The following is a 24,087-nucleotide window of genomic DNA, read 5'->3' as shown; positions in this document are numbered from 1 at the left end:
TGTCATAGAAAAGAGATATACGGATAATCCGAATGCTTACATATACTGTTAGTCAGATAATCTTTTTGTTAATACTCTTAGTCTCATTATTTACAACAGATTTTTTGGGATTATATAGTCAAAAGAAATAACCTCTTAATTAGAGGCTTTTTCCATAAGGTGAGTAGCTTCACACGTTACACAGTCGCCTTTTTCCATTAATCCCGTGGTCACTCCTGCTATAGCCCGTTCCTTCGTCTTTGCAGTAGTTTCAGTATGCACTTCCACATCTCTGGCAAGGTCAAAACACTTGGAAATAGGTGCATGGATGTACACCTCATGGTTGATAATGGGCACAGTCGAACCTCCTCTAATACTTTCTTTTGATTTTTATATCTAGATGTAATTTTAAAATTAGTCATCATAACCTTACGCTATTCATTGTACTCTTTCTTAACTTATGTTATTTTTAGAGTGACCGTTATATCTATAATTTGGAGGAGAATCATATGAGTTCTAAAAAAGAAGATTTGCTCGTTACCGCCGAACGGCTTTTTTACAGCCATGGGTTTCACGCAATTGGCTTGAAAGCGATTGTCCAAGAAGCCGGCGTTGCTCTTATGACACTGTATAATCACTTTAATTCTAAAGAAGAGCTTATCTTAGAGATTCTAAACAGAAGAGAACAGGCTTACTTCGATTTATTAGAGCAGGCGAAACAAAATGAAACAGGATCAATCGAGAATCGTCTTGCTGCTGGCCACTTGATTTGGTTAAAAAATAGTTCATCTAACGGTTGTATGTTTTTGCGGGCAAAAGAGGAGTTTGGCAATGCACCAGATCAGTTGATTGTTCAGAAGGTTTATTCGCATAAAGAAAAGATGCTCCAGTTTTTCCAATCGAACGGGCTATCCCCTTCAGTTGCTCTGCAACTATCGTTGTTATTTGAAGGAGCCACTTCCCTATCGGAAACAATGGATATCGAAAAAATCGAGTATTCACTTATACCTCTAGTTCAACAATTATAAGTAGGCAACTGCTTATTTTTTTGAAACAAAAATAGAGTTATCGTTCTATCTATCATAGGAGATGAAAAAAATGTGGAAAATTATCATGTCTGGCATCGCCATGGTCGCCGTAACTTACGCTTTTGCCAGGTATAGTTTCGGTTTGTTCCTGCCCGATATCAGTGCGACTTTAAATTTATCTGCCAGCCAATCAGGGTATGTGAGTTCAGCTGCCTATATCGCTTATACACTGGCCTTGCTGACAGCTTCTATCTTTATCCATAAATTTAGCGCACGTCACGTGATTCTATTATCGGCCAGTACTGCCTGCCTCGGAATGATGGGGATGGCGGCCTCTCAAAGATTTTATATGCTGACCTTTAGCGCTTTTGTAGCAGGTTTGGGAAGCGGATGGGTTTCTCCTGCTTTTAGCCAAGTGGTGTCTCATACAATGAAATCGAATCTTCAAGATAAAGGGAATACGTGGATCAATACGGGTACGAGCTTTGGGATTTTTTTAACAGGTCCTGTAGCTTTACTATTTACAGAACAGTGGAGATGGAGTTATGTACTTTTCGCTGTTATGGCCACTATGGTTTTTTGGTGGAATGCTTCTGTGATCAAAGAAGAAAAACAGCCTTTCTCAATAAATCAATCAAGTGGATTTAACTTCAGACTATTAATAAAGGCACGTTTCTTGATCCTCGCATCTGTCGGAATCGGTTTTAGTTCTTCTATTTATTGGACCTTCTCGAGAAGTTACTTAACCGCCATACACGGTTTTTCAGCAAATGAAAGTGTTGTATTTTGGATCATCATGGGAGGCGCTGGGATTATTGGAGGTATCGCTGGCGCTATCATCCAAACGATCGGACTAAGTCGATCATACCGATTGGGAGTTGTGGTTGTATCCGCCTCAATTTTAGCGTTAACCATTCCTAATCATGCAGCCATCTATTTATCGGCACTGCTCTTCGGAATTTCCTTTATATTCATGACCGGACTGTTTATTGTCTGGGGTACGCGCGACTTTCCTGATGCTCCTTCTACTGGCGTCAGCATCTCATTTTTTTCATTGGGCATTGGCCAATCCCTAGGATCGATGGCTGCGGGCATGTTGATAGAAGAAATCTCCTATTCTCTTGCCTTTATTGTGTTTGCGGGCATCGGTTTTTTGTTTCTTTTTTGCAAAACAACGATCTTCTCGGAGAAATAAAAGTGTAATTGACCGACTGGATTTGTAAATTATTTCAATCCAACATGAAACCTTACTCGAAACCAATCGATATAATAAGAGCTGTAACTACAAAAAACTAGTTTTTGAGGGGGAGCAAGATGAAACTTAATCGACCTTATTTTTACGTAGTTTTATTTCCAGTTTTGCTTATTACTTTAGTGGGTTTCGATTATAAAAATCAAGGTTCGTTTGAGTGGTTTAGCAATATTGCACAATTTACGGTTATTACACTCTTTTATATCATCCTTACAGACAAGTTTTACAAAAAATCTCCCGCTAAAGAAAATTAACATGATTTGTTTTTGAAAGTGTTTTATACTAATCTAAATCACATTAAAAAATGATCGTACGTTTCAACGTATAATAGCAACACATTCTTCTAAAACTTTTCTAACTGCTAAACTCTTGTTTCAACAAGGAATACATATACAAATCATCATACTTTCCAGCCGTAAATTCATAACTTCTTAGAAGACCTTCTTTCTGGAACACCTGTTTTTCGACCAGTTTCTGCGAGGATATGTTGGCTGGTTCCACTAAGGCTTCGATCCGCTGCAAGTTCATGGTTTCAAACCCATATGCTATAACTGCTTGGAATGCTTCACTTGCAATCCCTATACCCCAGTATTCTTCACTCAATTCAAACCCAATTTCCGAACGGTGATGCTGAGCCTTTAAATTCAAAAATCCACAACTGCCAATAACTTTATCTTGGCCTTTTAGTGTAATTCCCCATCTGATTCCTGTATTTTTTTCAAAAATCGATCTGTACCATGAAATTTCATCGATCGCATCTTGCCGTGATTCGAAGGGTTCAATTCCCATATGCCTGGTAACTTTTTCATTGGATAAATAAGCTAATACATTTTCTGCATCTTCTTCAGTTGCTTGCCTTAATATTAATCTCTTGGATTCAATTGTGGGAAATGCATTTGGTTTGTCCATTTGTTCCTCCCTGAGTATTAATAGTTTAATCAACCACCAGTTGAATCCATTCTGTTTCACCAAGAAAATCTTCTCTCGTGAGTTTTTGATTTAAAATCTTTTGGCGGTATGATGTAATGGTCCCATCATGTGTAACGATATATACTTTGCGGCATTCAAAACTTCGGCAAAACCCGATAAACTTTTCAGCCAACTGGGAAAATCCATCTTCCGACAGCGTGTTAATGCCTTCTGGCCAAAAGCAGGAAGACATGTCTGGCGCAAAAGTGAAATTTTGAAACTCACTTTGAAGCCTGTCTAAATCAAGCAGCCTGTCACAGGGCAAAGTTGCAGCATTCGACCGGGCAGGAAATATTCGTGGACCTGCCAGTGGATGGATGATTTTTTGGCATGCAATACCCGCGCTCCATATCGATGCCGTTTGAAGGGTTCTTAAAGTTGGGCTAACGATTAACACATCTTTAGCGTTTAACGGGAGTGAAGTTCTTAATTTCTCAGTTTGGCTGATTCCTTTGAGAGTCAATGAAGGATTGGTCAAATGAAGACTGTCAGGCAAATTCACTGTATGCTCGCCTTGGCCATGGCGAATAAAAATCATTTCCAAATTCCCACCTCCTGTCTATGAGTTTAGTTCATCCAATACTTCTTGCAGGGTAGATTGGCCGGCAATCGTGAACTCTCTCCGCAATGCCGCTTTAAGAGCCTTTTTGATCACTTTTTCATTCTCTTGGTCAGCTATAGTGACGACCGTGTTTGCAACAGCGCATCTTACTAGATAAGACGGATCGCTCAATAAGTTCAAGAGTGATTGCAAATGAATTTGAGAACCCAACAGATACAAACCGGTATAGATCCCCACTTTGGCTAAACTGCTCTTTTCCTGTTGGAGCTGTTTTTGAAGTACAAGAATGGCAGTTGCGGCTCCAATTTTACCAAGTCCTGCTGCAGCATCTCTCCGGATAATTTCTTCCTCATCGCGTAAGGATCTAACAAGATATTTTTCCGCTCTAGCATCCTTCAGCTCACCTAAGCCTTCTACCGCTGACATTCGCACCAGTTCGTCTGAGTCTTTCAGCCGCCTGATATGAGCATTGAAAACACCTTCTCCTGTATATCCCCATAATGATTCAAGTGCCAAATAACGGACTTCTTCGTCCGGATCTTCAGTCAATAGCAGGAGTACGGATTTGATCATCGGATTGGCAGGAAGTTCTCCCAATGCTGCGATAGCTGTTATTCGGACCTCTCGGTTATCTTCTTTTAAATATTCCGCTATTCCATGAAAGGAGTCTGGTCCGCCGCGTTCCAACAATTGTTGGATTGCCAATAATTGTTGCTCGAGTATCATGATTGAAATGATCAACTCCTTTTTAAGTTGCTGTATAGAACACCATAAACAGGCTGAACAAAGCAATAAAACACAACATGATAAAAACTATTTTTCTTCCTGGTTCATTTTCAAAGTAAAGATTCAACATCAGAAAGTAAAGCACACTGCTTATGAGAATGAAAAGCAGAAATCCGCTGACATCTTTAATTTCATGAGCATGGATAGAAATCAGCAATCCCAAAAACAAAAGGACACCATACCAATTCATGACTTTTCTTAAGCTAATCTGTTTGCTTAGATCTGCTTTTGCATGTGAAGGAGATTCCATTTCCCACCTCTTTATCCATTTAAGTTAGCTATTTATACGAAAAGCACAATAGGATAGTTTCATTTTTTGGAAATTGTTCCAGGTGTTTTTCTTCAGAGTTTCACTTCTATCCTTGTCCAAATTAAAAAAGAAGAAACTTCATTAAGAAGTTCTTCCCTTTTGCCACTTAGAACATAGAGCTCTAGTATGCTTTTGCCCAATAAACCAATTCTTTCGCAGCTCTTCCGCAATACACACAAGTTACAGAAATGCCTTTTTCCTCAAATGGAATGCAGCGTGAAGTCGCCTGCGTTTGGTCTTTTATTTGGTCTTCGCATGCTTGATCGCCGCACCACATCGCTTTGATAAACCCCCCAACCTGGATTAAATTGTCTTTAAACTCATCCATATTCACAGCAACTGTTGTTTTAGTCAACCGGTGTTCCAATGCTTTTTCGTATAACGAGCTTTGAATCTTTTGGAGCAGCCGTTCAATTGCTGTTTCGATCTCATGATTCTTTACATCAATCTTCTCTCCGGTATCTCTTCGGACCAAAACCACTTTCTCGTTTTCAATATCTTTCGGACCGATTTCCAAGCGGATTGGAATTCCTTTCATTTCGGATTCATTGAATTTCCACCCTGGTTTTTTATCGCTCGCATCTATGCTAACCCGCAAAGAGGTTTGGAGCGAATGGTGAACTTCGTAGGCTGCATCAAGTACCCCTTCCTTATGCTGCGCGATTGGAACAATCAGCACTTGGATCGGTGCTATAGCAGGCGGCAGCACCAATCCTTTGTCGTCGCCATGGACCATAATCATCGCACCAATTATTCTTGTGGTGAATCCCCATGAAGTTTGTTGAACCGGCTCCAGCTTGCCTTCCCTGTTTAAAAACTCGATTCCAAATGTCTCCGCAAATCCGGTGCCGAAGTTGTGGGAAGTTCCGGATTGAAGCGCTTTTCCGTCGTGCATCAAACTTTCAATCGTGTAGGTAGACTTTGCTCCCGCAAACTTTTCTTTTTCCGTTTTCTTTCCTTTTACCACTGGAATTGCCAGTACCCGCTCACAAATATCGGCATATACGTCGAGCATCTTGAGCGTTTCTTTCTGAGCCTCGTCTTCTGTTTCATGGCAAGTATGTCCTTCCTGCCACAAAAATTCGAGCGTGCGCAAAAACGGCCGTGTCGTTTTTTCCCAGCGGACGACATTTGACCACTGGTTATACAGCTTCGGCAAATCACGATAGGAATGGATGATGTTTTTATAATGTTCGGCAAACAAAACTTCTGATGTTGGCCGAATGCACAAGCGTTCGGCCAGCTTCTCGTCTCCGCCATGTGTAACCCACGCCACTTCAGGCGCAAATCCTTTGATGTGATCCTTTTCCTTTTGAAGCAGGCTTTCTGGTATGAGCAGTGGCATGTAGACATTTTCATGTCCCGTGTCTTTGATTTCCTGGTCGAGCGATGCTTTGATGTTTTCCCAGATCGCATAGCCATAAGGGCGAATGATCATGGAGCCTCGAACGCTTGAGTAGTCAATCAGTTCTGCTTTGGTGACAACATCCGTGTACCACTGCGCAAAGTCTTCATCCATATTGGTGATCTGTTCAACTAATTGTTTGGCCATGTCCATTCTCCTTTTAAAAATATTTTGAAACACAAAAAAGCCCCACTTTAAACTAAGGGACCTCTGGAGGCGGTACCACCCTTATTTAAAGCAAAGCTTTACTCTCGAAATGGCTAACGGCATCAACCGCTGTATTTTTCAATACAGAATATGAAAGGCAGGTTCAACAAATGTACTTTGGATATCTCGCAGCTTTTGATATCCTCTCTGAAAAAATACAGCTTGTTTACTATTCCTTAAACGTGCGAATGGATTGCTATTTGTATTTTATACAGATTAATCTAAATAATAGAATAAGTCAATATTGATAAGTAAAGGTTATGTCTAGATTTATCTGGCCTTACTTCTCCCAAACTTTTGAGTAATGAAGCATCTCTTCTTGAGTCATGCCCATTTGTTCATAAAGCTTTTGGGCCTGGACATTGTCTTTTGCTGTTTCAAGTGCCACAAATCGAGCATCATTCTCTTCGCAGTATTCAAAACTTTTCTCCATTAACTGTTTGCCTGCACCTTGCTTGCGAAAGCGTGGATCAACATATAAATCATTCAGGATATAAGCTCTCTTCAAAGAGACCGACGAAAATATCGGATACAATTGGACAAAGCCAGCTGCCTCGCCTTCCACAAAAGCGATAAAAATAATCGACTCTCCTTTTGAAATGCGATCTTCTAAAAACTGTTGTGCAGCTTGCTTATTCTCTTGTTGGCCATAAAACTGTCTATATCCATCAAATAAAGGAACAACCTTGTCGACTGTGTCCAGTGTAACATTTTCTATGTACATGCTTTTGCCCTCTTTTCTCTTGTTAGTACTTCTACAATATTTAGTGAAATTTAATTTAATGGTTGTGTTTATTATTTCAAATATTATTTTATTGTGCAGTAAAAGACTTATATTACTGTCACTTCCCTACTTTATTTAGCCTCTATGAAAACCACCCTCTGAATTGATAATCTGTCCGGTAATCCATTGTGCTTCTTCGCTGGCCAGAAAGGCGATAATGTTCGCCGCATCCTCAGGTTGTCCAATCCTTCCAGCTGGAAACTGGGGAAGCAAATGCTGTCGAATGTCATCTGTCATCCAAGTGGTATCGGTCGGCCCAGGATTAACTGCATTGACTGTAATGCCCAGTCTGGCAAGATCTGAAGACAGCGAAACTGAAAAGGCTGAGATGGCTCCTTTAGTTGCCACATAGGCTAATTCTCCGGGCATTGGTCCCAAGCCTTGTCCAGATATTAAGTTGACGATTCTGCCGTTCTTGCTTTCGCTTTTTTGGAACTGCCGGGCAAATTCTGTACAAAGAAGGCAAGTCGTTCTGACGTTCACGTAATAATGGTCATCCAATATTTTTTCCGTAAGTTCCATGTAATCTGAATCTGTTGAATGGGCTGCGTTGTTAATCAAGATGTTAGGCTGTCCAATTTTTTCAATCACTGCTGACAACACGACTTTGTAAGCATCTCTTTCAGACAAATCTACTTCTATAAATTCACACTGCACACCCATATTGACTAGTTCTAATTGGAACTTCGAAGGGAAATCAAAACTTGATTCCCAGTGAGTGAAGAATATATCTACACCTTGTGAAGCCAGCTTTCGACAGACTGCAGCACCGATGCCTTGTGGATGGCCTACACCTGTTACAATTGCTATGCGCTTTTGTTGTTCAGACACTAGAGAGTTCCCCCTTTGAGTAGTGAATGCTTTAATCCAAGGTAATTTTCTTGTAGAGTTTTATTTTACCAATCATAACTTTTCAAACGCTCTGCTTCCTTGTCGCATCCCATCTTCTTGAGTTCTTTTACGAGAAAAGCTTTAAGTTCTAAGTCCTCGAAAATTACTCCGGTGAACTGAGCATCGCGTATGAATGCCAGTTTGCGATCGTCAGAAGCCTGTTCAAAATATGTGTATATTTCTTCAAGAGTTATTTTTTCTGTTAGTTCAAAAGAAATCGTATCTTGTGCTCCGCCTGTCTTACCAAAATTCGCTACTCCAACGCCATCTAAAGTGGGCAATACAATCTGCGCATTCCGTTTAGCAGTTACTGCAGTCTTTACATAGTCATAAACATCAACGATTTCTTTAGAGTCCATGAAACTTCTTAGTTTTAAATCCAATTCATTTCGCTTAGAGTTTGCTTCGAACTCCTCTTCTGCCTCCTGCAGAAAGCGCTGATACTGATCCTTCGACTCAATTATCGGTGCATTGTATAACATCAGCAGGTGCTTATCGCTGTTAAGGTAGTCGACAAATTCTTTCGGATTGCGTGCCAGCAGCTGCACAGCATTTTTTGGATCCTCCATTGGTAATATACAAACTACAAACGCTTGCTCCAAATCGGTGATTTTACCAAAGTCCGTTAACAAACCAATATGAATCCCATCTACACCCGGAGACATGAATGGCAGCACATCAAGCGGTGTCTGATGGTAGGCCATTCTGCTGTCAGTCCATTCCAAACCAAAGTGTTCATCAAATGACACTCCTTCTTTATCCAATAACTCGCTGAACTTTTTCAGTTGCTTCAATGTTGGCGGGAGAAAACTCAAATCAAGTTCTGCTTCCTCTTGTTCTTTTGACCAATCCATTGCCTGACCCCCAATTTTCTTTTCCCATATCTTATTAGTAATATACTCAGATCAAACCAATTCCTTAACAAAATGGCTGCATTTGCCATCATTTAAATATATGCTGTACCTTCTGTTCTTATAAAAATCAATCGAGCTTTGCCAGTCATTATTAGTTTCCAAAACTAGTTGTTGATATCCGTTTTCTTTCGCCCACGACTCCAAACTATGGATCATCCCTTTGGCGACACCGGTTCTTCTGTATTCTTTCAAGACTGACATCCGTTCGACTCTTCCAACGCTTAAGGCTTCCATAGATACAGCGCCCGTGCAAATCACCCGATCTTTGTAGATGCCAACCAAAAACACAGCCCTTTGTCCGCTATAGCTCAAGACAATGCTTTTTAAATCTGGATTATACTTGGGATCGATAAAGCCAAAGCGCTCTTCCAACCCTTTTAAAACTACCGCTCTAGCCTGCTCTTCAAAAGGCTCTGTAATCCTGTGTATTTGTATTCTCTCTGAAGCTTCGTTTGGATTCATTTTTCACCTATCCTATGCAAGATTTCATCCACTGACAGTTTGCTCAAGCTCACTAATTTGATCAGCAGCCAGGGATTTAAGTTCTTCAGAAAGCCAGACGAGCAGCTCTTTTATCGCTGCTGTGTTGCCATACCGGATCCTCTTCTCTTCAGATATCTCTTCTACCTACCCTTTATTCACAGATACGTTTACCTAAACTGATTTTAGACGAATCTATGAAATCATCTTCAAGTGTATGCCTACTTCACTAATGTTTTTATGGTCGTAAAAGAGAGAAATTGGACTTTTGCGACGCTTTTCTCTCTGCTTTTCAAATATTATTGGATTTATAGTTATGTAATTGCTACAGCTTTAGTTTTAATCCTTCATGTGATGCTGCAAAACCAAGTTGTTCGTAAAAGCGCAAGGCATCCAGACGTTTTTTATCTGTGGTAAGTTGAACCAAATGGCAGCCGCGATCTTTCGCCCGGCAAATTGCCCATTGAATGAGCTGAGTTCCTACGCCTTTTCCACGATGTAAAGAAGACGTTCTCACGCCTTCAATCGTGGCTCTCCATCCGCCTTGATAAGTTAAATAAGGAGTGAACGTAATCTGTTGAACACCAATGATCTCATCGCCCATACAAGCCACTATCAATTCATTATTAGGATCATTTGTTATAGCATGAAATGCTTGTAGGTAGCTATCTGGAAGTGGTTGCTCATAACGTTCTCTTTGGCTGCCGAGAAGATCGTCGTTCAGCATTTCTACAATGCTATCCAAATCTCCAAGAGTCGCCAGTCTAAAATCAATATTTTGAGTCATATGTATTACTCCTTTTATTTTTCCAGCATTTTTATAATAGAAGACTTTGGAACAGCGAAACTGTAAGTATTATTGTAAACAAAGTGCCTGCCGTCATTAAAGTGGCTATTTTCCGCCCGTTTTTGGTCTCTGAAGATTTAGCCAGCTCATTGGTCATAAGCACCCAAATTACACTGGTAACTATAGCAAGTAGGCCAATAGCTTCTGTAGACATATGGAGTCCCCTTTCTATTTTACATATTCTGTGAATCTTACTTTTCTTTTATACGAAACGGCAAAGTTGAAGTTTCATCTTTTAAGCGGGAAAGGCTATATTCGCTCCTTTTTTTACTTCTCTTGCACTTTAAGGTTCCTTTAAGCTTTGCGGCCAATTTTACTAACGTCATGGAATAATAAAAGAAAAATTTCAATTGTAAAAGAAAGGATTTTCACAAACCTTGAAGAATTTAGTGTAAGAAAAGAATAAAAAATCTGAGGAGGGATTAGCATGGCAATGGAGTACAAGCACATCTTAACGGCAGTTGACGGATCACGTGAAGCAGAATGGGCATTAAAAAAGTCGGTGCAAATAGCAAAACGTGATAATGCCGTATTGAATTTGATTTATGTAGTGGATACCCGTTCCTTTACGGCGATGACCAAACGTGTACCGGATATGAATGATGAAGTATTTGAATATGGCAACCAGCTGCTTAATAAATATAAAGAAGAAGCTGCTGCAGCTGGGGTTTCAGAAGTGAATGTCTTTGTAGTCCCAGGCTCCCCTAATAAGGTCATTTCGCGCGATTACGCAAAACAGGTAGATGCCGACCTTATTGTATGCGGAGCTCAGGGCTTAAATGCTGTTGAGCATTATTTACTGGGCAGTGTATCTCAGCACATTGTCAGCAGCAGTCCTTGTGATGTATTAGTTGTACGAAGAGAAAAAGCTGAAGAATAAATGTAAAATTTTTAACAATGTCTGGTTAGCTTGCCTACCGAGCTAACCGGACTTTTCTGATTTTGCATCAGACTTGGATTTATCAGCTAGTCCAGTTAAAGCGACAGAAGAATCGAGAATCCAAAATATACAACCAATCCAGATATAAAAATTAAAATGTACTTAGCCTTTCTTTTCATTGGCAGTTCCTCCTAACTAACACTGACTGATAACTACCTAGTTTTTGCTTTCTTCTATCGAATTTTATGCTCTGCGTATATGTCTCGATATAGAGTGATAAAATGCCTTAGACTCATCGATAACTTCAGTTTATTGCCAAGTTATTTAGTTTTGGAATCTGATATTCCCTTTTGTTATTATAAAAGCTTGTGAGTGCGACTAAGACAAAGTCCATTTTTTACTTTTTTATAAATACAATTAAAATACTTTTATCTGCAAAGGAGCTTATAAATGAATAGAGAAAAATGTCCGTGCTGCGGCTATCCTACTTTAAATAGAAGATCTTACGACGAAATCTGCTTTTTGTGCGATTGGCAGGATTCGGGTTACAGTGAGCAGACTCCTGAAACAATGGATGGAGGTCCAAATGGTGATTACTCATTAGAAGAAGCCAGGCGGAATTTTGCTGTCCACTTTACGATGTATCGAGAAAAACCCCGGAGCATACCTTCTGCATTCTTAGTGAAAAAAAGAATTTTGATGGATGCCTATCAACTATTGTATGAGGACAACGAAAAGGGCGAGTCGATGAAGTGGAACGAAATTTTCAAGTCTGAAAAAGAGCTGCTTTTATATGGATAGGATTTGCGTATAAAAGAGATGTATTATTCTAAAGTTAGCGGGAAAAAATAATGGCCAGTTCCTTGTTCCCAAGTTGCAGTTACTTCATAGATTGTTCTTCCGCTTTGCCCCTCTAGAGCAACTATGTTGGAAGAAGCTTCTCTAGTATTCTTAGCATCCCAAATATTGACTTGATAAAAAAGCGGTTCTTCTTCAAATCTAAACTGAATGGATGTTTCTGAATTTACCGCAGGTGCCTCCCGATTACCGACTAAATCAAAAGGTGAGATCGATTCTGTTTGAACAGTAGCCATCATATTTTTTTCTTGATCAAAGTAGCTCCACTCATAACCACTTAAACCGGCAGAAAACTCCTCTTCATTTATTCTAATTTTTAGATGCGGTGGTTTTTGTGACACATAATCAGCATTTTCTATAGAATTCCTATTATCATTTTCGATCACTTGATTCCCTTGAAAACAACCAGCCAGCAACAAAATAATAATACTGCTTAAATACAAAGTTTTAGACTTCAATACTTTCCCCTCCCAGCACAAATTTAGACGTGCACTAAATTTATTAGTTACCTTATATCAATTTTGCTTTCAAAATTGTGGGCAACTGTGGGAAAGTCAGGGCAACGAGAATACTTTGGAAAATTTCGAGTCACCTAAAATTGAAAATTAGTAACTATGTACTACTTGATAGGAGAAATTTTAATTCCCAATTTCAATCCCCTGCAGCAAATATTTTTTTATTTTCCTCTAATGCGAGTAAGCAAAGCGTTTTAAGATTTTCAGCGAGTATATTTATTCTCCAGGTGAAGTTATCTGTTTCCCATCGTTTCTTTGTTTTCAAGCTATATTCATTTAAAAGCCTTTCACAAATTAGAATTAACTCACGTATTTCATTAGGTGAAAACAATCGATCATTATATTGATCCAGGTTTAATAGGAGGCTATATCTTTTCGCTGGATAACCTTCCCGGGTCAATAAATAGTGGTGAAGGTCTTCATCAAACTTCACGTGTTTTTCAGAAATAGCTGCTTCTTTACTTGAATTAGCAAGATAAAAGTCGATTCCATTTGTCATTGTGTGCCCCATCTCAATTGGTAATTGTATTAAGCAAAACTAGAATCGCAATCCCGCTATGAATACAGCTGTCAAGAGTGCTTAAATAAAAAGTTCTACTTATATATATGATAAAATATAGGCGAATATTTCAACAGCTTTCCCTTTAGATAGAATTGCCTTTCACGGGATATCCTTTAATCGCAGTATAGGGGGATTGGAAATATGCTTAATTTTGTAGAAACTGAATCTAAAGGAAATCAATCCATCCTCTTTATTCATGGGATTGGTGCGAGTAGTTGGATGTGGTGGCAGCAGGAACCAGCCTTTTCGGATTATCAACTTGTTCTGGTGGATTTGCCTGGACACGGAAAAAGCAGATCAACTCCATGGACTGGTTTAGCGGATGCGACCGATTTGATTGCACATCAGGTGATCGGAAATCGATCGGTTCATGTTGTGGGAATTTCGTTGGGTGGGCACGTTGCTTTAGAATTAGCTAAACGATACCCTAAAAAATTATTAGTGCATTCATAAGCGGCATTACCGTAAAACCTATGCGATTTCAATTTTTGTTAAAAATGCAATCCCGTATAGTTCAGCGAGGAATACAAGATGAACGATATCTCAAAAAGTTAGCACATGATTACTACCATTTGCCTCAGGACAAAATACCGGTTTTTATAACGAACTACCAGTTTCTGACTCGGGATACCTATGAAACGATTTGGCAGGAAATCATGCAATTTCGTCTTGATGAGTCGTATGCAAACATTGATTGTCCCTGTCTATTAGTCGCTGGCGATCAAGAATCTCGCGGCATTCTAGAATCTGTTGAAACAGCTCCGCAGTTCCTGCCAAGTGCAGTTGGAAGATTAATCCCTGATGCTCAACATGCCTGGCCAGTCCAAAAAGCACAGCTTTTTAATCGCACTTTAAGAGACTGGCTAAATCCCCATTGTTAAAAATTCTCCCCATTAGCATATTCATTTTCGTGTATAAATGTGATAAACGGTACTATATCCACTAGCTCCACCGTATCCACCGCCAAAATTCAATCCCGATGTTTTGTAATCAATACCGTTGCTTCTAAGTTTTTCTAACATGGCGAAATGTTGATCTAAACTCGTAGTGGTATGGACCAATTCCCATCTTTCTAAAAAAACTCTTTTTAAGAATTTGAGCATTGTTGTTCCTCCATTGTACTTTTTTGGAAAACAACTTTTGACTCTATACTTAAATTTCTATTAGCTTTTTATTAAAAGAAGTTGATAACACTTATTTGTCCTTTTCTTCCTGCCTGCTATATATCTCATAAGCAATATAACCAAGTAGCAAACCTATTCCGGCACCCAGGCTTATTGCAGTTCCTACAGTAATTTGAAAAAAGTTGCTGAAAACCAAACCGATAGCGGAACCAAAAAGCATGCCGAGTGGTATTAAGCTATCCAATAAACTTTGAGCATTTTTTGATTTTTTCTTCCCCAGTGTACCTCTTAACTGTTTATTTTTAAGCCTCTTAATCACAAATAATGCAATTCCTCCTACTATTGCTATAGGCAGCACAATTAGTGAAATTTCAATTGCCGTCTCCATGTAAAAACACCTTATCTATTAGCTAGACTTCACTATTTGTGAAATAACTTATATCCCTGGTAAAAAAAATGAAAACATCGACATTATACTAAGCTTTATATCCAATATCCTCCTATTAACCATAACAAAATTATCCATTTATCGCTATGGAAAACAAAATTTTCAGACATTATTATTAGTTGATGGCAGCGAATCTTAAGAAAGATGATTCAATTTCAAAAATTGAACGGTCTTTTCTTCGGATTTATTCGCAGTATTTCCAAGCCAAATTAAATGCCCCCATGACTCTAATAGACAAAGTTCGGAAAGAGGAATGTGTTGATGTGCATGATAAGGATGTTCGAGAGACACAGCTGCGTCATGTTTACTATGCATAATTAGAGTAGGGCACGTTACTGTTTGTAAATCTGTAATTGTTAACTCTTTTATATGGGTCAGGTCCACCATAAAGCCAGAACCTGATCGCTGGCGATTGTTCATTTTTTGAAGAGCCTCAATATCGCTGTCGGCTATTTTGTCTTTTGCTTCACTGTAAATCAGATTGCTAAACGATGAAAACATTTGGCGAAAAACAAATTGCGGGAATCTATTGCCTAGGGCAGAAATGAAAGTCCAGGTGACTTTTTCACTAAAAGGTTGAAATATGATTTTGGCTGCGATGTATTCTTTATCTTTTGGCTGAATCCACCTTTTTGTCACTGCGGATTGTAAAGTTAAAGTTTTAACGAGCTTTGGATAATGTGCAGCAAAATAAATCCCACTGGGTCCACCGGCAGAAATGGCGAGCAGGTGGACTTTCTCGATGTTTAAATGCCTCATTAAACCGCAGTAACATTCGCAAGCGGTTGAAAGACTTTTCCCTACTTCTTTTGAAGTCCCTCCATAACCTGCTCTTGAAGGAGTAATTATTGAAAAGCCGTTGTCCACTAGCCCCTTATAGCCCATTTCTTCATGGCAATTTGAATGTCCACCATGCATGACAAATATCGGTTCTCCCTTTCCTACTACCGAATATTCAATTGACATGCCTTCCCACGAAAATGTCTCGATCTTTCGCTCCATATGTTTTCACCTCTTTTTGTAGATGTTGAACTAACAATATTTTTTACTGACAACTTCAAATGCAATAATCACCATTGATTAAATATATAAAAGCATTTAGGGTTTTTTCTCCTAAATGCTTTCCTTTTTTACGCTTCGCTCTTATTTAAATCGTTGCTTTCTGACATGGCAATAACTTCCCACAAATGGCCATCAAGGTCCTGAAAACTCCAAGCATACATATACTCATCATCCATCACATCATTCGATGCTGTACCGCCAGCTTTTAATGCTTTGTTGACAATGTCGTCAACGCTTTGACGGTTATCGGCGGAAAGTGCCACAATTACTTCTGTATTTTTCGTCGAATCTGCAAGCTCTTTTTTGGTAAAAGTTTTAAAGAAGGGTTCAATCAACAGCATAACGAAAATATTTTCACCGACAATCATACACGTGGCATTTTCATCCGTCATTTCTGGGTGAAACTCAAATCCAAGCTTTGTAAAAAATTCCACTGATTTGTCCAAATTTTTTACAGGTAAATTGACGTAAATCTCTTTTGCTTTTAATGTCATTGATATTCCTCCAATCTGAATTAGAATTACCATCTACCTAATTCGTGTAATTCCAAAAAAAACCTGCAAGTATCTAAATAGTTTTTTGAAGAGTTCATTGAAAGCAATTTACGCCTATTCCATGTATTTCAAATTTTTTCATAAAATCGGACTCAACAAACGCGACACACCTTCACGGAATTTAATAGTCCAATTACGCTGGGCATATAGCTCTTTCGTCAACTTGCGGCAGCTTGCAGTGTCCGACTCAAACAATGACTCCAGTTCAAGCGCGACCATGCGGTTAAATACCAGCGCATTAATTTCGAAATTCAAGCGAAAGCTTCTAGCGTCCAGATTGGTCGTGCCCACGGTTGAAATTTCGCTGTCAATGGTCAGCGTTTTGGAGTGCAGAAACCCGCGGTCATATAAATAGACATCTGCACCGTAATCGAGCAGTTCGCCAAGAAACGACCAGGATCCCCACATGACAAATAAATGATCCGGTTTTCCAGGGATCATAATATGCATTTTCACTCCGCTCAGCAACGCCATTTTGCAGGCGTCCATAAAACTTTTATCCGGTATGAAGTACGGGGTCTGGATAAAAACTTCACGCTCCGCTGATAAAATCATCTTGATCATCATGTTTTTTAAATGTTCCGTATGGGAATTCGGGCCGCTCGTGATGATCTGCATTGGGGATAGGCTTTTTACATCATGCTGTGGAAAACAAAATAGATCATCCCGATTCTTCTGTTGATTGGAATAATTCCAATCCAAAATAAATCGCTCCTGGATGTGTTGGACCACGTCCCCTTCTATGCGCAAATGGACATCTCGCCAATAGCCAAATTTCTTCACTTCACCCAAGTACTCGGTGCCAACATTAAATCCACCGATATAACCGACTTTGCCATCGATGATGCAGACTTTTCGATGATTGCGGTTATTGACACGAAAATTTATAAATCCAAAAGACGACGGGAAAAAAATCTGCACTTTGCCCCCGTGTTCGATCAATTCCTTAAAATCAATTCTTTTCAAACTTCTGGAACCAAAGCCATCATAGAGAAGACGAATTTTGATCCCCGCTTTTGCCCTTTCCAGCAAAGCATCGAGCAGCCGCTTACCAAGAGCGTCCCGCTTGATGATGTAATACTGGATATTAACTTCTTCCTGTGCTCTTCCAATGTCCGCAATCATCGTATCGAACTTTTGCACACCTTCGGAAAGGACATCCATTTCATTGTAAAAACTTATTTGCGACCGTGAAGACTGCAAATTCATGATCAACAGCTGTTTATGCTTTTTTAGCAGCTCATCATCGTATTCAGCTGCGCCGCTTTTTATGCGTTCAATTTGAGAACCAATCTGACATCTGACGGGCGTGGTAAGACTGCTCTTCCTCGCTTAAATCATAAAAGTTCTTATCCTTTAAAAGCCTGCCGAAAAACAGATAAACGATAAAGCCAATGACCGGCAAGAAAAATAAAATCAGCAGCCATGCCCAGGAAGCCCCCGGATCTCGCCGTTCATTAAAAATAACCACTACAGCCAGCACCATATTCAAGAGGATTACACCGTTGAGCACCCAGCTCCAAAAGATTGACCAATCCATCTCGCCACCCCTTTCGCCATGTCCCCTTTCTATTCTCTAAATATTCTGATAGTCCTCTTTTCAAAAACGAAAAAGCTATCAGGACAGAAGATTTTTCTGCCTTGATAACTTTTTGGGATCCTTTTCAAAATTTGGCTGCTATGCTATGTAGACTTACTCTAATAGGTATCAAAAAAAGAGAAAAGATTTGGTAGTGACTCCTTAAAGTTAGAGTTTCATTTATGCAATTAATTGGCTGGTATGGCCCGGTGTCGCATTGGACGAATGCCAGCCTTTTTTTATTTAATGCGTTTGTGATTATAGAGATGAATGTATCAACGTAGTCTTTTTCCCATCTTAAGGTATTATAATTTTTTCTTCATTTCTTAAATTTACTGAAATTTAAGCAAATCGAAGTTCTCATCATGTCCCAAAACTTGTATTTTGGAATTGCTAATCCAGCACTTCCACATAACCTTCAGAGCCATTGATGCGAATTTTCTGTCCGTCTTTAATGACAGTTGTCGCGTTAACCACTCCGACCACAGCCGGCAGGCCATATTCCCGTGCAATAACCGCTCCGTGTGTCATCAGCCCTCCGACTTCTGTTACCAAACCCGACAGCGAGACGAATAGCGGGGTCCAACTCGGGTCTGTGAAAGCCGTTATGAGTATATCCCCAGGTTCGATGTGAGCATTCTCCATCTTCAGGACGACCCTCGCCCGTCCTTCAATGACGCCGGCAGAAACCGCAATACCTGGAAACGCGCCGATTGGCAACTTATCGTTTTGATAGTTTCCGAAGATTTCTTCACCTTCTGAGGTCATCAGTCTCGGCACCTTTAGTTTCTCGTAATAGCGGTAGGCCGCTTTCCGCTCTTCAATCATCTGGCGGTCTACACTTTTGCCGTTGACAGCATCTCTAAATTCATTAAATGATAAATAATACACATCCTCGGGCGCTTGGATTTCCCCTTTTTCATGCAGAAAAACAGCTTCTTTCATCAAAGCCTGCTTATATAGAAAATAGCGTTTGATAAAAGCGAATTTCGGATATTCCCGGTACCCAAGAAAATTTTGCAGTATGCTGATCATTTGCTTGGTCTTTTTAACCTTCCTCTTGCCTCCAGGCAACTTGGCCAACCGTTCCAACAACTCCTGTTCTTTCTGCTTTGCTTTTCTTTTGCCTTCTGCAACTTTGGCAGCGCGCGCATGAGGCTCGAAGTTTTTGATATTGCCCAAGATGACAGGAGCCAGGATTGTCGGGTCTTCGCTCCACCGTATTTTTGTAATGTCGATTTCACCAGCACAACGCATGCCATATTTCTCGAGGTATTGTCTCAGTGCTGTGCTGACCGCCTTGCCACCGTGCATTTTTTCCAGATCTTCGAAAAACGTTGCTTTCCGAGGGTTCTCAAAATAGGCTTGCACCTCGGGATAGTCTCGCACCACATCCGTTACATCGAGAAGCTCAAGCCCCATTTCGGACGTCACGTTACGGGCCACCGACTGGCTGAGGATGTCTGCCGCCTTCTTTTCACCCAGCCATTTTTCCATGTAGTTGTTGAGCCAGTATACTGCAAAGATGCCGACCATAATTATGCCAAAGCTTTCCTGATTATAAATTTCTTTTTTTAATTGTTTATGATCCTCTTTAATAAACTCGAACAATCCATCTCTTGAGACAGTTTGTATACGCCATTCCAACGACCGGATGGAAGCTTCGCTTAAATTGATCAGCTGGTTGGTCAGCCTGCGGTCATTTTTCCGATACAATTTTAGCAGTTCCACAGGAAAGCCCCAAGTAAATGGCTCTGATCCAAATTTATAAATGCGCTTTCCATTTGGGAGCCGTGGTTTACGCTTCATGAAATTAGCCAACGCATCTTTCATCAGAGGATCGTTGCTTCCAAGAGATGCCAACATAAATATCCGTCCAGTAACCGAAGCAAGCTCAGGTGACAAATCCATGAATAGCCGTCCACCGGCCCTCTCTATATTATAATCGGCGAGAAATTCGAAAAATGACATACCAAGTGGATTGATCGGGTCAGTCATCATCTGTTGGTGTCCAATGGATAAGTAAATGCGATACTGACCATCACTTTTTTCTGGCAAAGGGAACAATGTAGTGATTGGCCGGCTTTGCACAATATAGATTGCTTCATCCACCAGACACCATTCGATGTCCTGCGGTGTTCCGAAATGCTTTTCTATTTGACGGCCTAAGCCTTCTAGCGCCAATACCTGTTCACCCGATAACACTTGTTGTTCCTGTAATTCAAGAGGGATTTCCCTTTGTTCCGTTCCTCCTCTGCTTAATGGATAAACGGCAACTTTCTTCAGAGAAACTGTTTTCTGAATGATCTGCCCTTCCTTAACTTTGTAATTATCGGCAGACACAATGCCTGAGACGAGTGCTTCACCTAATCCGAAACTCGCATCAATCGACACCATTTTGCGATTGGACGTAACAGGATCTGCGGTGAACAATATCCCGGATGCAACCGGAAAAACCATTTGTTGGATGATGACCGACAAAAGGACCTTCCGGTGATCAAAACCATTTTGGATGCGATACACTACTGCCCGCTCCGTGAACAAGGAAGCCCAACATTTACTGATGTGCTTCAAGAGCTGCTTTTTACCTTGGATATTTAAAAACGAATCTTGCTGTCCTGCAAATGACGCCGTCGGCAAATCCTCTGCCGTCGCACTCGACCGGACCGCATAGGTTAACTCGCTCCCCAATTTTTCAAAAGAATCGACAATTTCCTGTTTTATCTCTTTCGGGATCTTCGTGGTTTCGATGGCATTTCTTAGTTTTTCACTGATCAATCGAATCCTATCTATATCGCTGGATTCAAGTACGGCCAATTCTTCCATCAATTCAGTGAATACCTGATTATCCTCCACTATGCGCTTGAATACGTTAGTAGTAATACAAAATCCTGCCGGTACCTGAATGCCAGGAACTCTTGCCAGCTCCGCTAAATTCAAGCCTTTTCCGCCAACCAGTAACAAATCATTTTTTTCCACCTCTTGAAAATCTAGCACATATTTTTGCAAAATGATCGTCTCCTTTACATTTTACTGTTGTTTTTAACTTAACATCACTTTACAGCGTTCTAAGTTTTTGTAAGGGACTGTTTGTCATTTTAAGTGCAACACTTTATTTTCAAAGGCTTCAGTGGCTGTATTTTCAGAAGGAAAGGTACCGTCTATTGTTCTTTAATTATAATTCCACATACCGCTACCATGCAATTTCTTGAGGTCACCATATTTAGAACTATAATGATTGGCAAGCGATGGAAATCGACACAACACCTCTTTGAAAATACAGTTTTCAATTCTAAAATTTTTTTGATCTGTTTTCGTCCACTATACGCCTGGACACACAAAACGCCTAACTGTAGGAACAGTTAGGCGTTTCTATTTTCATGATTCACTTATCTGGGTTCGCTTCTTCTGTGTCCCGGACGTTCTTCTGTACCGTAACCACGGCGAACAGGCTCAAGACGAACGAGATGCCGTAAAAGCCTTTCTCACTCAAAATTATGCTCTCAGCGTTGAACAGTCCGATCGCCATTAGTGCCAATGCTGAAATCAGCGCAAACCAGCTAATGCCGAAATACAGGTTCGTGACCCGTATTCCCTCGTCACGATCCCGGACTGCCTTTTGAAGCGACACTGCAGCATAAAGCCCAAGTATCAATAATGTAATATAATAGCCTTTTTCGTTCAATTCCATTTGCGCATTGTACAAACCGATTAAATACGTCGATACCCCAATAAGCAAAGCGCCCCAAGCTGCACCTTTAAATGCCCCCGTCGGTTCTCCAAGCCTGCGTTTCTCGTTCGGTTTTTTCATGAATACATCTTCATCTTTTTCACCTAACATACAATCAGCCCCTATCATCTATAATACTATTTGATATATATCTGCAGAACGTCGTTAGCAATACTCTGCCAGCTCTCGCGTCCGTTGAATTTATTGATTCTAGCTAGCTTGCCCTTCACACAAAAAGCTACACCGAAAGGGGCTGTTTTTACTTTCTTCCTCTAGTTGAAGCAGTACAAGAGTCCATTTGCTTTCCCTACCATATTTTACTCTTTTACTAGTTATATTTTATCACAACATGCAGAAGTAAATAACTAATAATTCAGTAATGACAATATAAATCCAGCCTTTATTTGAAGATACACAATTTCTACTCAAGTGGTTTTAAATGCATCATAGTCTTCGCTGCAAACAGAGGGTGCTCGTCTAGCTTTAATACAACGTTTCCCGATAGCTCTTCTCCAGAAGTTTCCCGACCGCCTCTTCATCTACATTTGGCAATTTTGCATGGGCTGCTAAAATCTTCGCACCTTTGGGTAGTGCATCTTTAGTCATCCATGTATCGGGACTCCACAGTCCTGACCTTCGGAACGCCTTTGCGCAATGAATAAAGCACTCTTCCACATCCACGCCGATACCAAGAATCGGGCTTTTTCCGTCGACTGCCATTTTCCCTAACAGTTCTTTATCATGGATGACGCTTGCTTTACCGTTAATACGCAAGGTCTCACCCAGTCCAGGGATTAGAAACAGTAAACCGATATTTGGATTGGATAAAATATTCCGCATGGAATCCATTCTCTTATTGCCGGGCCTTTCCGGAATGATCAACTGCCTGTCATTTACCACATATACAAAACCGGCATCGTCTCCCCGTGGAGAAACGTCGCAAAAACCGGATTCATCCGCTGTAGATATTGTCAGGAATGGAGATTTCTCGATAAAGCCTATGCAATGTTCATCCAAAAAAGAGATGACCTTATTGCTCACAAGTTCACTCGGCTTTCCGGTGATCTCTCGCAGCTCTTCCACTGTCTTCACTGTATTCGGAAATGACGGTTCAGTTTTCAATCCTTTCAATCCCTTTCGCACTAAATTTCTCGCAACTAATTAGAGTTGGATCTCTATTTTACATTACACAGCTCTTAATATTTTATTTTTTTAGTTATCTTTATGTATTGACCTCAGCTAGACGACGGGATTCTATTAAAAATCATTGTCCTTTTTTATTTCTGGTTAATTTAAAATACTTGCTCGACTTGTTTTCCACATTTATCGCTTCCTTCTATGTACATAAGTTTCTTTTTTCTCAGGTGCTTCGGGATGTCGTATTTCGAAATGCGTAGGAGTATTTTCCAACGATTATTCAGTAATAAAGCCTTCTTGGATGGCTTGAGTGTTCAGCGAATTTTGGGCATTTGATGGGCATCTCTCAACTATGCTTGCCTAAAAAAGTCGATCGAACTTATTAAACTTTGTTTCATCAAATCTCTTTGACTAAAGCTAACATAAAAAGCTATTCCTAAGAGAATATTGTATCCCTTGAAAATGGGTTTTATGGAAATAAATGATTTTTACTATGATATAATCGGGCTATAATCGGAGGGGATTAAATGAAGAAGTACACTTTAGGAATAGTGATTTCAGTGGCATTATTGCTAGCTGGATGCGGAAATGCAGACGAATCAACAGAAGTAGAAACTACTGAAAATAAACTTCAAGAAGAATCATCATCTGAAACCTCTGCGAACAAATCGAAAGAGCTAGAAGAGACCAAACTAGAATCACCTTATCAAGAAATCAATGATTATTTTGATGAATGGGAACTTCCAGAAGGTGGAGAGGAAAGTAGTGAAATGGCAAATGGTGTAACGTACGAGAACGGTTACACGTTTGATAAAACTACAAAAGCGCTAGCTGCTCGTTCTTACCAAGTAAATGGCAGCCCAGCTGAACCAACTGAAGAGCAGAAAATAGGCGTAATTATGGGGTGGCTTGCAGATGCAGCCGCCATACCAGCACCAGAGCATAGAACGACTGGAAACGCTGCAGGTCAAGTGGCCAATCCCCTTTCAAGACTTGGTCAAGTGAAAGAACTGAACGATTTTGAACCATTAGAAGAATGGATCAACGAGACAGAAGAAATGCTGAAAGACTTTGATGAGATTGAAACAGAAGAAGAAAGAGCCAAAATTTACGCTGAAGGTTATGAAAGACTTCAAAAAATAAACGCATTAATACAAGAGCAGTAAGGAAAAAATAACACTAAACAGTTCCAAACGATTATAAAAATTCATACTCACATTCTAA

The 24,087-nt window shown here is 40.0% G+C and carries 28 protein-coding genes and 1 other annotated feature; of the genes, 7 read left to right on the top strand and 21 right to left on the bottom strand.

The window, feature by feature from the left end:
- Nucleotides 1-135 precede the first annotated feature (135 nt).
- Complete coding sequence (locus GJB59_RS00320) at nucleotides 136-336, bottom strand: hypothetical protein (RefSeq protein WP_185960106.1); 201 nt, start codon at nucleotides 334-336, stop codon at nucleotides 136-138.
- Nucleotides 337-488: 152 nt separating this feature from the next.
- Between GJB59_RS00320 and GJB59_RS00315 the strand changes: the two genes are divergently transcribed.
- The 3 genes from GJB59_RS00315 (at nucleotide 489) to GJB59_RS00305 (ending at nucleotide 2,513) form a co-directional block, all read left to right on the top strand.
- Nucleotides 489-1,007, top strand: coding sequence for a TetR/AcrR family transcriptional regulator (locus tag GJB59_RS00315; RefSeq protein WP_142829637.1), 519 nt, complete (start codon nucleotides 489-491; stop codon nucleotides 1,005-1,007).
- A 70-nt stretch (nucleotides 1,008-1,077) separates the two neighbouring features.
- On the top strand, nucleotides 1,078-2,202 hold the full coding sequence (locus tag GJB59_RS00310) for an MFS transporter (protein ID WP_142829639.1): 1,125 nt from the start codon (nucleotides 1,078-1,080) through the stop codon (nucleotides 2,200-2,202).
- A gap of 119 nt (nucleotides 2,203-2,321) precedes the next feature.
- Nucleotides 2,322-2,513: a hypothetical protein gene (locus GJB59_RS00305; RefSeq protein ID WP_142829641.1), complete on the top strand. Its 192-nt coding sequence runs from the start codon at nucleotides 2,322-2,324 to the stop codon at nucleotides 2,511-2,513.
- A 100-nt stretch (nucleotides 2,514-2,613) separates the two neighbouring features.
- On the opposite strand, the gene GJB59_RS00300 is transcribed toward GJB59_RS00305, so the two are convergent.
- The 9 genes from GJB59_RS00300 to GJB59_RS00260 form a co-directional block, all read right to left on the bottom strand.
- On the bottom strand, nucleotides 2,614-3,168 hold the full coding sequence (locus tag GJB59_RS00300) for a GNAT family N-acetyltransferase (RefSeq protein WP_142829647.1): 555 nt from the start codon (nucleotides 3,166-3,168) through the stop codon (nucleotides 2,614-2,616).
- Between the two features lie 25 nt (nucleotides 3,169-3,193).
- A complete protein-coding gene (locus GJB59_RS00295) occupies nucleotides 3,194-3,766 on the bottom strand; it encodes a histidine phosphatase family protein (RefSeq protein ID WP_328822948.1) in 573 nt (190 codons plus the stop codon).
- A gap of 21 nt (nucleotides 3,767-3,787) precedes the next feature.
- Complete coding sequence (locus GJB59_RS00290; RefSeq protein ID WP_142829652.1) at nucleotides 3,788-4,516, bottom strand: HEAT repeat domain-containing protein; 729 nt, start codon at nucleotides 4,514-4,516, stop codon at nucleotides 3,788-3,790.
- Between the two features lie 491 nt (nucleotides 4,517-5,007).
- Nucleotides 5,008-6,438, bottom strand: a complete 1,431-nt coding sequence (gene proS, locus GJB59_RS00285; protein WP_142829656.1) for a proline--tRNA ligase — start codon at nucleotides 6,436-6,438, stop codon at nucleotides 5,008-5,010.
- 52 nt (nucleotides 6,439-6,490) lie between these two features.
- Nucleotides 6,491-6,684 (bottom strand) — a binding site (T-box leader).
- A 94-nt stretch (nucleotides 6,685-6,778) separates the two neighbouring features.
- Nucleotides 6,779-7,222 (bottom strand): GNAT family N-acetyltransferase, encoded by a 444-nt coding sequence (locus GJB59_RS00280; RefSeq protein ID WP_142829658.1) that lies wholly within the window; start codon nucleotides 7,220-7,222, stop codon nucleotides 6,779-6,781.
- Between the two features lie 135 nt (nucleotides 7,223-7,357).
- Nucleotides 7,358-8,113 carry an SDR family oxidoreductase gene (locus GJB59_RS00275; RefSeq protein WP_142829660.1) on the bottom strand — a complete coding sequence of 252 codons (756 nt, stop codon included), beginning with the start codon at nucleotides 8,111-8,113 and terminating at the stop codon, nucleotides 7,358-7,360.
- Between the two features lie 65 nt (nucleotides 8,114-8,178).
- Complete coding sequence (locus GJB59_RS00270; RefSeq protein ID WP_142829662.1) at nucleotides 8,179-9,027, bottom strand: hypothetical protein; 849 nt, start codon at nucleotides 9,025-9,027, stop codon at nucleotides 8,179-8,181.
- Nucleotides 9,028-9,078: 51 nt separating this feature from the next.
- Nucleotides 9,079-9,549, bottom strand: a complete 471-nt coding sequence (locus GJB59_RS00265; RefSeq protein ID WP_142829664.1) for a GNAT family N-acetyltransferase — start codon at nucleotides 9,547-9,549, stop codon at nucleotides 9,079-9,081.
- A 343-nt stretch (nucleotides 9,550-9,892) separates the two neighbouring features.
- Nucleotides 9,893-10,354: a GNAT family N-acetyltransferase gene (locus GJB59_RS00260; RefSeq protein WP_142829666.1), complete on the bottom strand. Its 462-nt coding sequence runs from the start codon at nucleotides 10,352-10,354 to the stop codon at nucleotides 9,893-9,895.
- A gap of 487 nt (nucleotides 10,355-10,841) precedes the next feature.
- Between GJB59_RS00260 and GJB59_RS00255 the strand changes: the two genes are divergently transcribed.
- Together GJB59_RS00255 and GJB59_RS00250 are read left to right on the top strand one after the other, a co-directional pair.
- Nucleotides 10,842-11,294: a universal stress protein gene (locus GJB59_RS00255; protein WP_142829671.1), complete on the top strand. Its 453-nt coding sequence runs from the start codon at nucleotides 10,842-10,844 to the stop codon at nucleotides 11,292-11,294.
- 450 nt (nucleotides 11,295-11,744) lie between these two features.
- Nucleotides 11,745-12,095 (top strand): CPCC family cysteine-rich protein, encoded by a 351-nt coding sequence (locus GJB59_RS00250; protein ID WP_142829673.1) that lies wholly within the window; start codon nucleotides 11,745-11,747, stop codon nucleotides 12,093-12,095.
- A 23-nt stretch (nucleotides 12,096-12,118) separates the two neighbouring features.
- Here GJB59_RS00250 and GJB59_RS00245 read toward each other — a convergent pair whose 3' ends face one another.
- Together GJB59_RS00245 and GJB59_RS00240 are read right to left on the bottom strand one after the other, a co-directional pair.
- Nucleotides 12,119-12,610 (bottom strand): hypothetical protein, encoded by a 492-nt coding sequence (locus GJB59_RS00245; protein WP_142829675.1) that lies wholly within the window; start codon nucleotides 12,608-12,610, stop codon nucleotides 12,119-12,121.
- Nucleotides 12,611-12,803: 193 nt separating this feature from the next.
- Nucleotides 12,804-13,166 carry a hypothetical protein gene (locus tag GJB59_RS00240; RefSeq protein ID WP_142829677.1) on the bottom strand — a complete coding sequence of 121 codons (363 nt, stop codon included), beginning with the start codon at nucleotides 13,164-13,166 and terminating at the stop codon, nucleotides 12,804-12,806.
- 204 nt (nucleotides 13,167-13,370) lie between these two features.
- On the opposite strand from GJB59_RS00240, the gene GJB59_RS00235 reads away from it, so the two are divergent.
- On the top strand, nucleotides 13,371-13,682 hold the full coding sequence (locus GJB59_RS00235) for an alpha/beta fold hydrolase (protein WP_142829679.1): 312 nt from the start codon (nucleotides 13,371-13,373) through the stop codon (nucleotides 13,680-13,682).
- 449 nt (nucleotides 13,683-14,131) lie between these two features.
- Here GJB59_RS00235 and GJB59_RS00230 read toward each other — a convergent pair whose 3' ends face one another.
- The 9 genes from GJB59_RS00230 to GJB59_RS00195 all read right to left on the bottom strand — a co-directional run bounded on the left by GJB59_RS00230 (nucleotide 14,132) and on the right by GJB59_RS00195 (nucleotide 22,848).
- Nucleotides 14,132-14,332 carry a hypothetical protein gene (locus GJB59_RS00230; RefSeq protein ID WP_142829681.1) on the bottom strand — a complete coding sequence of 67 codons (201 nt, stop codon included), beginning with the start codon at nucleotides 14,330-14,332 and terminating at the stop codon, nucleotides 14,132-14,134.
- Nucleotides 14,333-14,423: 91 nt separating this feature from the next.
- Nucleotides 14,424-14,741: a hypothetical protein gene (locus tag GJB59_RS00225; protein WP_142829683.1), complete on the bottom strand. Its 318-nt coding sequence runs from the start codon at nucleotides 14,739-14,741 to the stop codon at nucleotides 14,424-14,426.
- 195 nt (nucleotides 14,742-14,936) lie between these two features.
- Nucleotides 14,937-15,803, bottom strand: coding sequence for an alpha/beta fold hydrolase (locus GJB59_RS00220; protein WP_142829685.1), 867 nt, complete (start codon nucleotides 15,801-15,803; stop codon nucleotides 14,937-14,939).
- A 128-nt stretch (nucleotides 15,804-15,931) separates the two neighbouring features.
- A complete protein-coding gene (locus GJB59_RS00215) occupies nucleotides 15,932-16,357 on the bottom strand; it encodes a VOC family protein (protein WP_142829687.1) in 426 nt (141 codons plus the stop codon).
- Nucleotides 16,358-16,495: 138 nt separating this feature from the next.
- Nucleotides 16,496-17,656, bottom strand: coding sequence for a cardiolipin synthase (cls, locus tag GJB59_RS00210; protein WP_328822946.1), 1,161 nt, complete (start codon nucleotides 17,654-17,656; stop codon nucleotides 16,496-16,498).
- A gap of 37 nt (nucleotides 17,657-17,693) precedes the next feature.
- Nucleotides 17,694-17,957 carry a PLDc N-terminal domain-containing protein gene (locus tag GJB59_RS19250; protein ID WP_328822943.1) on the bottom strand — a complete coding sequence of 88 codons (264 nt, stop codon included), beginning with the start codon at nucleotides 17,955-17,957 and terminating at the stop codon, nucleotides 17,694-17,696.
- Between the two features lie 432 nt (nucleotides 17,958-18,389).
- Complete coding sequence (gene ppsA / locus GJB59_RS00205) at nucleotides 18,390-21,005, bottom strand: phosphoenolpyruvate synthase (protein WP_142829689.1); 2,616 nt, start codon at nucleotides 21,003-21,005, stop codon at nucleotides 18,390-18,392.
- A gap of 376 nt (nucleotides 21,006-21,381) precedes the next feature.
- The gene (yiaA, locus tag GJB59_RS00200) at nucleotides 21,382-21,837 is read right to left on the bottom strand and encodes an inner membrane protein YiaA (RefSeq protein ID WP_142829691.1); all 456 of its coding nucleotides are present in this window, start codon (nucleotides 21,835-21,837) and stop codon (nucleotides 21,382-21,384) included.
- Between the two features lie 372 nt (nucleotides 21,838-22,209).
- Nucleotides 22,210-22,848, bottom strand: a complete 639-nt coding sequence (locus tag GJB59_RS00195; protein WP_142829693.1) for a pyridoxamine 5'-phosphate oxidase family protein — start codon at nucleotides 22,846-22,848, stop codon at nucleotides 22,210-22,212.
- A gap of 542 nt (nucleotides 22,849-23,390) precedes the next feature.
- Between GJB59_RS00195 and GJB59_RS00190 the strand changes: the two genes are divergently transcribed.
- Nucleotides 23,391-24,029, top strand: coding sequence for a hypothetical protein (locus GJB59_RS00190; protein ID WP_142829695.1), 639 nt, complete (start codon nucleotides 23,391-23,393; stop codon nucleotides 24,027-24,029).
- The last annotated feature ends 58 nt before the right edge of the window (nucleotides 24,030-24,087 follow it).

This window comes from Planococcus soli (genome assembly GCF_016881065.1).
GTDB classification, from domain to species: domain Bacteria; phylum Bacillota; class Bacilli; order Bacillales_A; family Planococcaceae; genus Planococcus; species Planococcus soli.
This window is presented reverse-complemented; position numbering and strand designations above follow the sequence as displayed.

Coding starts and splice junctions, on each gene's coding strand:
- GJB59_RS00225 (WP_142829683.1), bottom strand. CDS start 14,741: ATGGAGACGGCAATTGAAATTTCACTAATTGTGCTGCCTATAGCAATA.
- GJB59_RS00280 (WP_142829658.1), bottom strand. CDS start 7,222: ATGTACATAGAAAATGTTACACTGGACACAGTCGACAAGGTTGTTCCT.
- GJB59_RS00250 (WP_142829673.1), top strand. CDS start 11,745: ATGAATAGAGAAAAATGTCCGTGCTGCGGCTATCCTACTTTAAATAGA.
- GJB59_RS00215 (WP_142829687.1), bottom strand. CDS start 16,357: ATGACATTAAAAGCAAAAGAGATTTACGTCAATTTACCTGTAAAAAAT.
- GJB59_RS00305 (WP_142829641.1), top strand. CDS start 2,322: ATGAAACTTAATCGACCTTATTTTTACGTAGTTTTATTTCCAGTTTTG.
- GJB59_RS00240 (WP_142829677.1), bottom strand. CDS start 13,166: ATGACAAATGGAATCGACTTTTATCTTGCTAATTCAAGTAAAGAAGCA.
- GJB59_RS00220 (WP_142829685.1), bottom strand. CDS start 15,803: ATGGAGCGAAAGATCGAGACATTTTCGTGGGAAGGCATGTCAATTGAA.
- GJB59_RS00290 (WP_142829652.1), bottom strand. CDS start 4,516: ATGATACTCGAGCAACAATTATTGGCAATCCAACAATTGTTGGAACGC.
- proS (WP_142829656.1), bottom strand. CDS start 6,438: ATGGCCAAACAATTAGTTGAACAGATCACCAATATGGATGAAGACTTT.
- GJB59_RS00190 (WP_142829695.1), top strand. CDS start 23,391: ATGAAGAAGTACACTTTAGGAATAGTGATTTCAGTGGCATTATTGCTA.
- yiaA (WP_142829691.1), bottom strand. CDS start 21,837: ATGTTAGGTGAAAAAGATGAAGATGTATTCATGAAAAAACCGAACGAG.
- GJB59_RS00270 (WP_142829662.1), bottom strand. CDS start 9,027: ATGGATTGGTCAAAAGAACAAGAGGAAGCAGAACTTGATTTGAGTTTT.
- GJB59_RS00315 (WP_142829637.1), top strand. CDS start 489: ATGAGTTCTAAAAAAGAAGATTTGCTCGTTACCGCCGAACGGCTTTTT.
- GJB59_RS00260 (WP_142829666.1), bottom strand. CDS start 10,354: ATGACTCAAAATATTGATTTTAGACTGGCGACTCTTGGAGATTTGGAT.
- GJB59_RS00230 (WP_142829681.1), bottom strand. CDS start 14,332: ATGCTCAAATTCTTAAAAAGAGTTTTTTTAGAAAGATGGGAATTGGTC.
- GJB59_RS00310 (WP_142829639.1), top strand. CDS start 1,078: ATGTGGAAAATTATCATGTCTGGCATCGCCATGGTCGCCGTAACTTAC.
- GJB59_RS00300 (WP_142829647.1), bottom strand. CDS start 3,168: ATGGACAAACCAAATGCATTTCCCACAATTGAATCCAAGAGATTAATA.
- GJB59_RS19250 (WP_328822943.1), bottom strand. CDS start 17,957: ATGGATTGGTCAATCTTTTGGAGCTGGGTGCTCAACGGTGTAATCCTC.
- GJB59_RS00295 (WP_328822948.1), bottom strand. CDS start 3,766: ATGATTTTTATTCGCCATGGCCAAGGCGAGCATACAGTGAATTTGCCT.
- GJB59_RS00255 (WP_142829671.1), top strand. CDS start 10,842: ATGGCAATGGAGTACAAGCACATCTTAACGGCAGTTGACGGATCACGT.
- GJB59_RS00235 (WP_142829679.1), top strand. CDS start 13,371: ATGCTTAATTTTGTAGAAACTGAATCTAAAGGAAATCAATCCATCCTC.
- GJB59_RS00265 (WP_142829664.1), bottom strand. CDS start 9,549: ATGAATCCAAACGAAGCTTCAGAGAGAATACAAATACACAGGATTACA.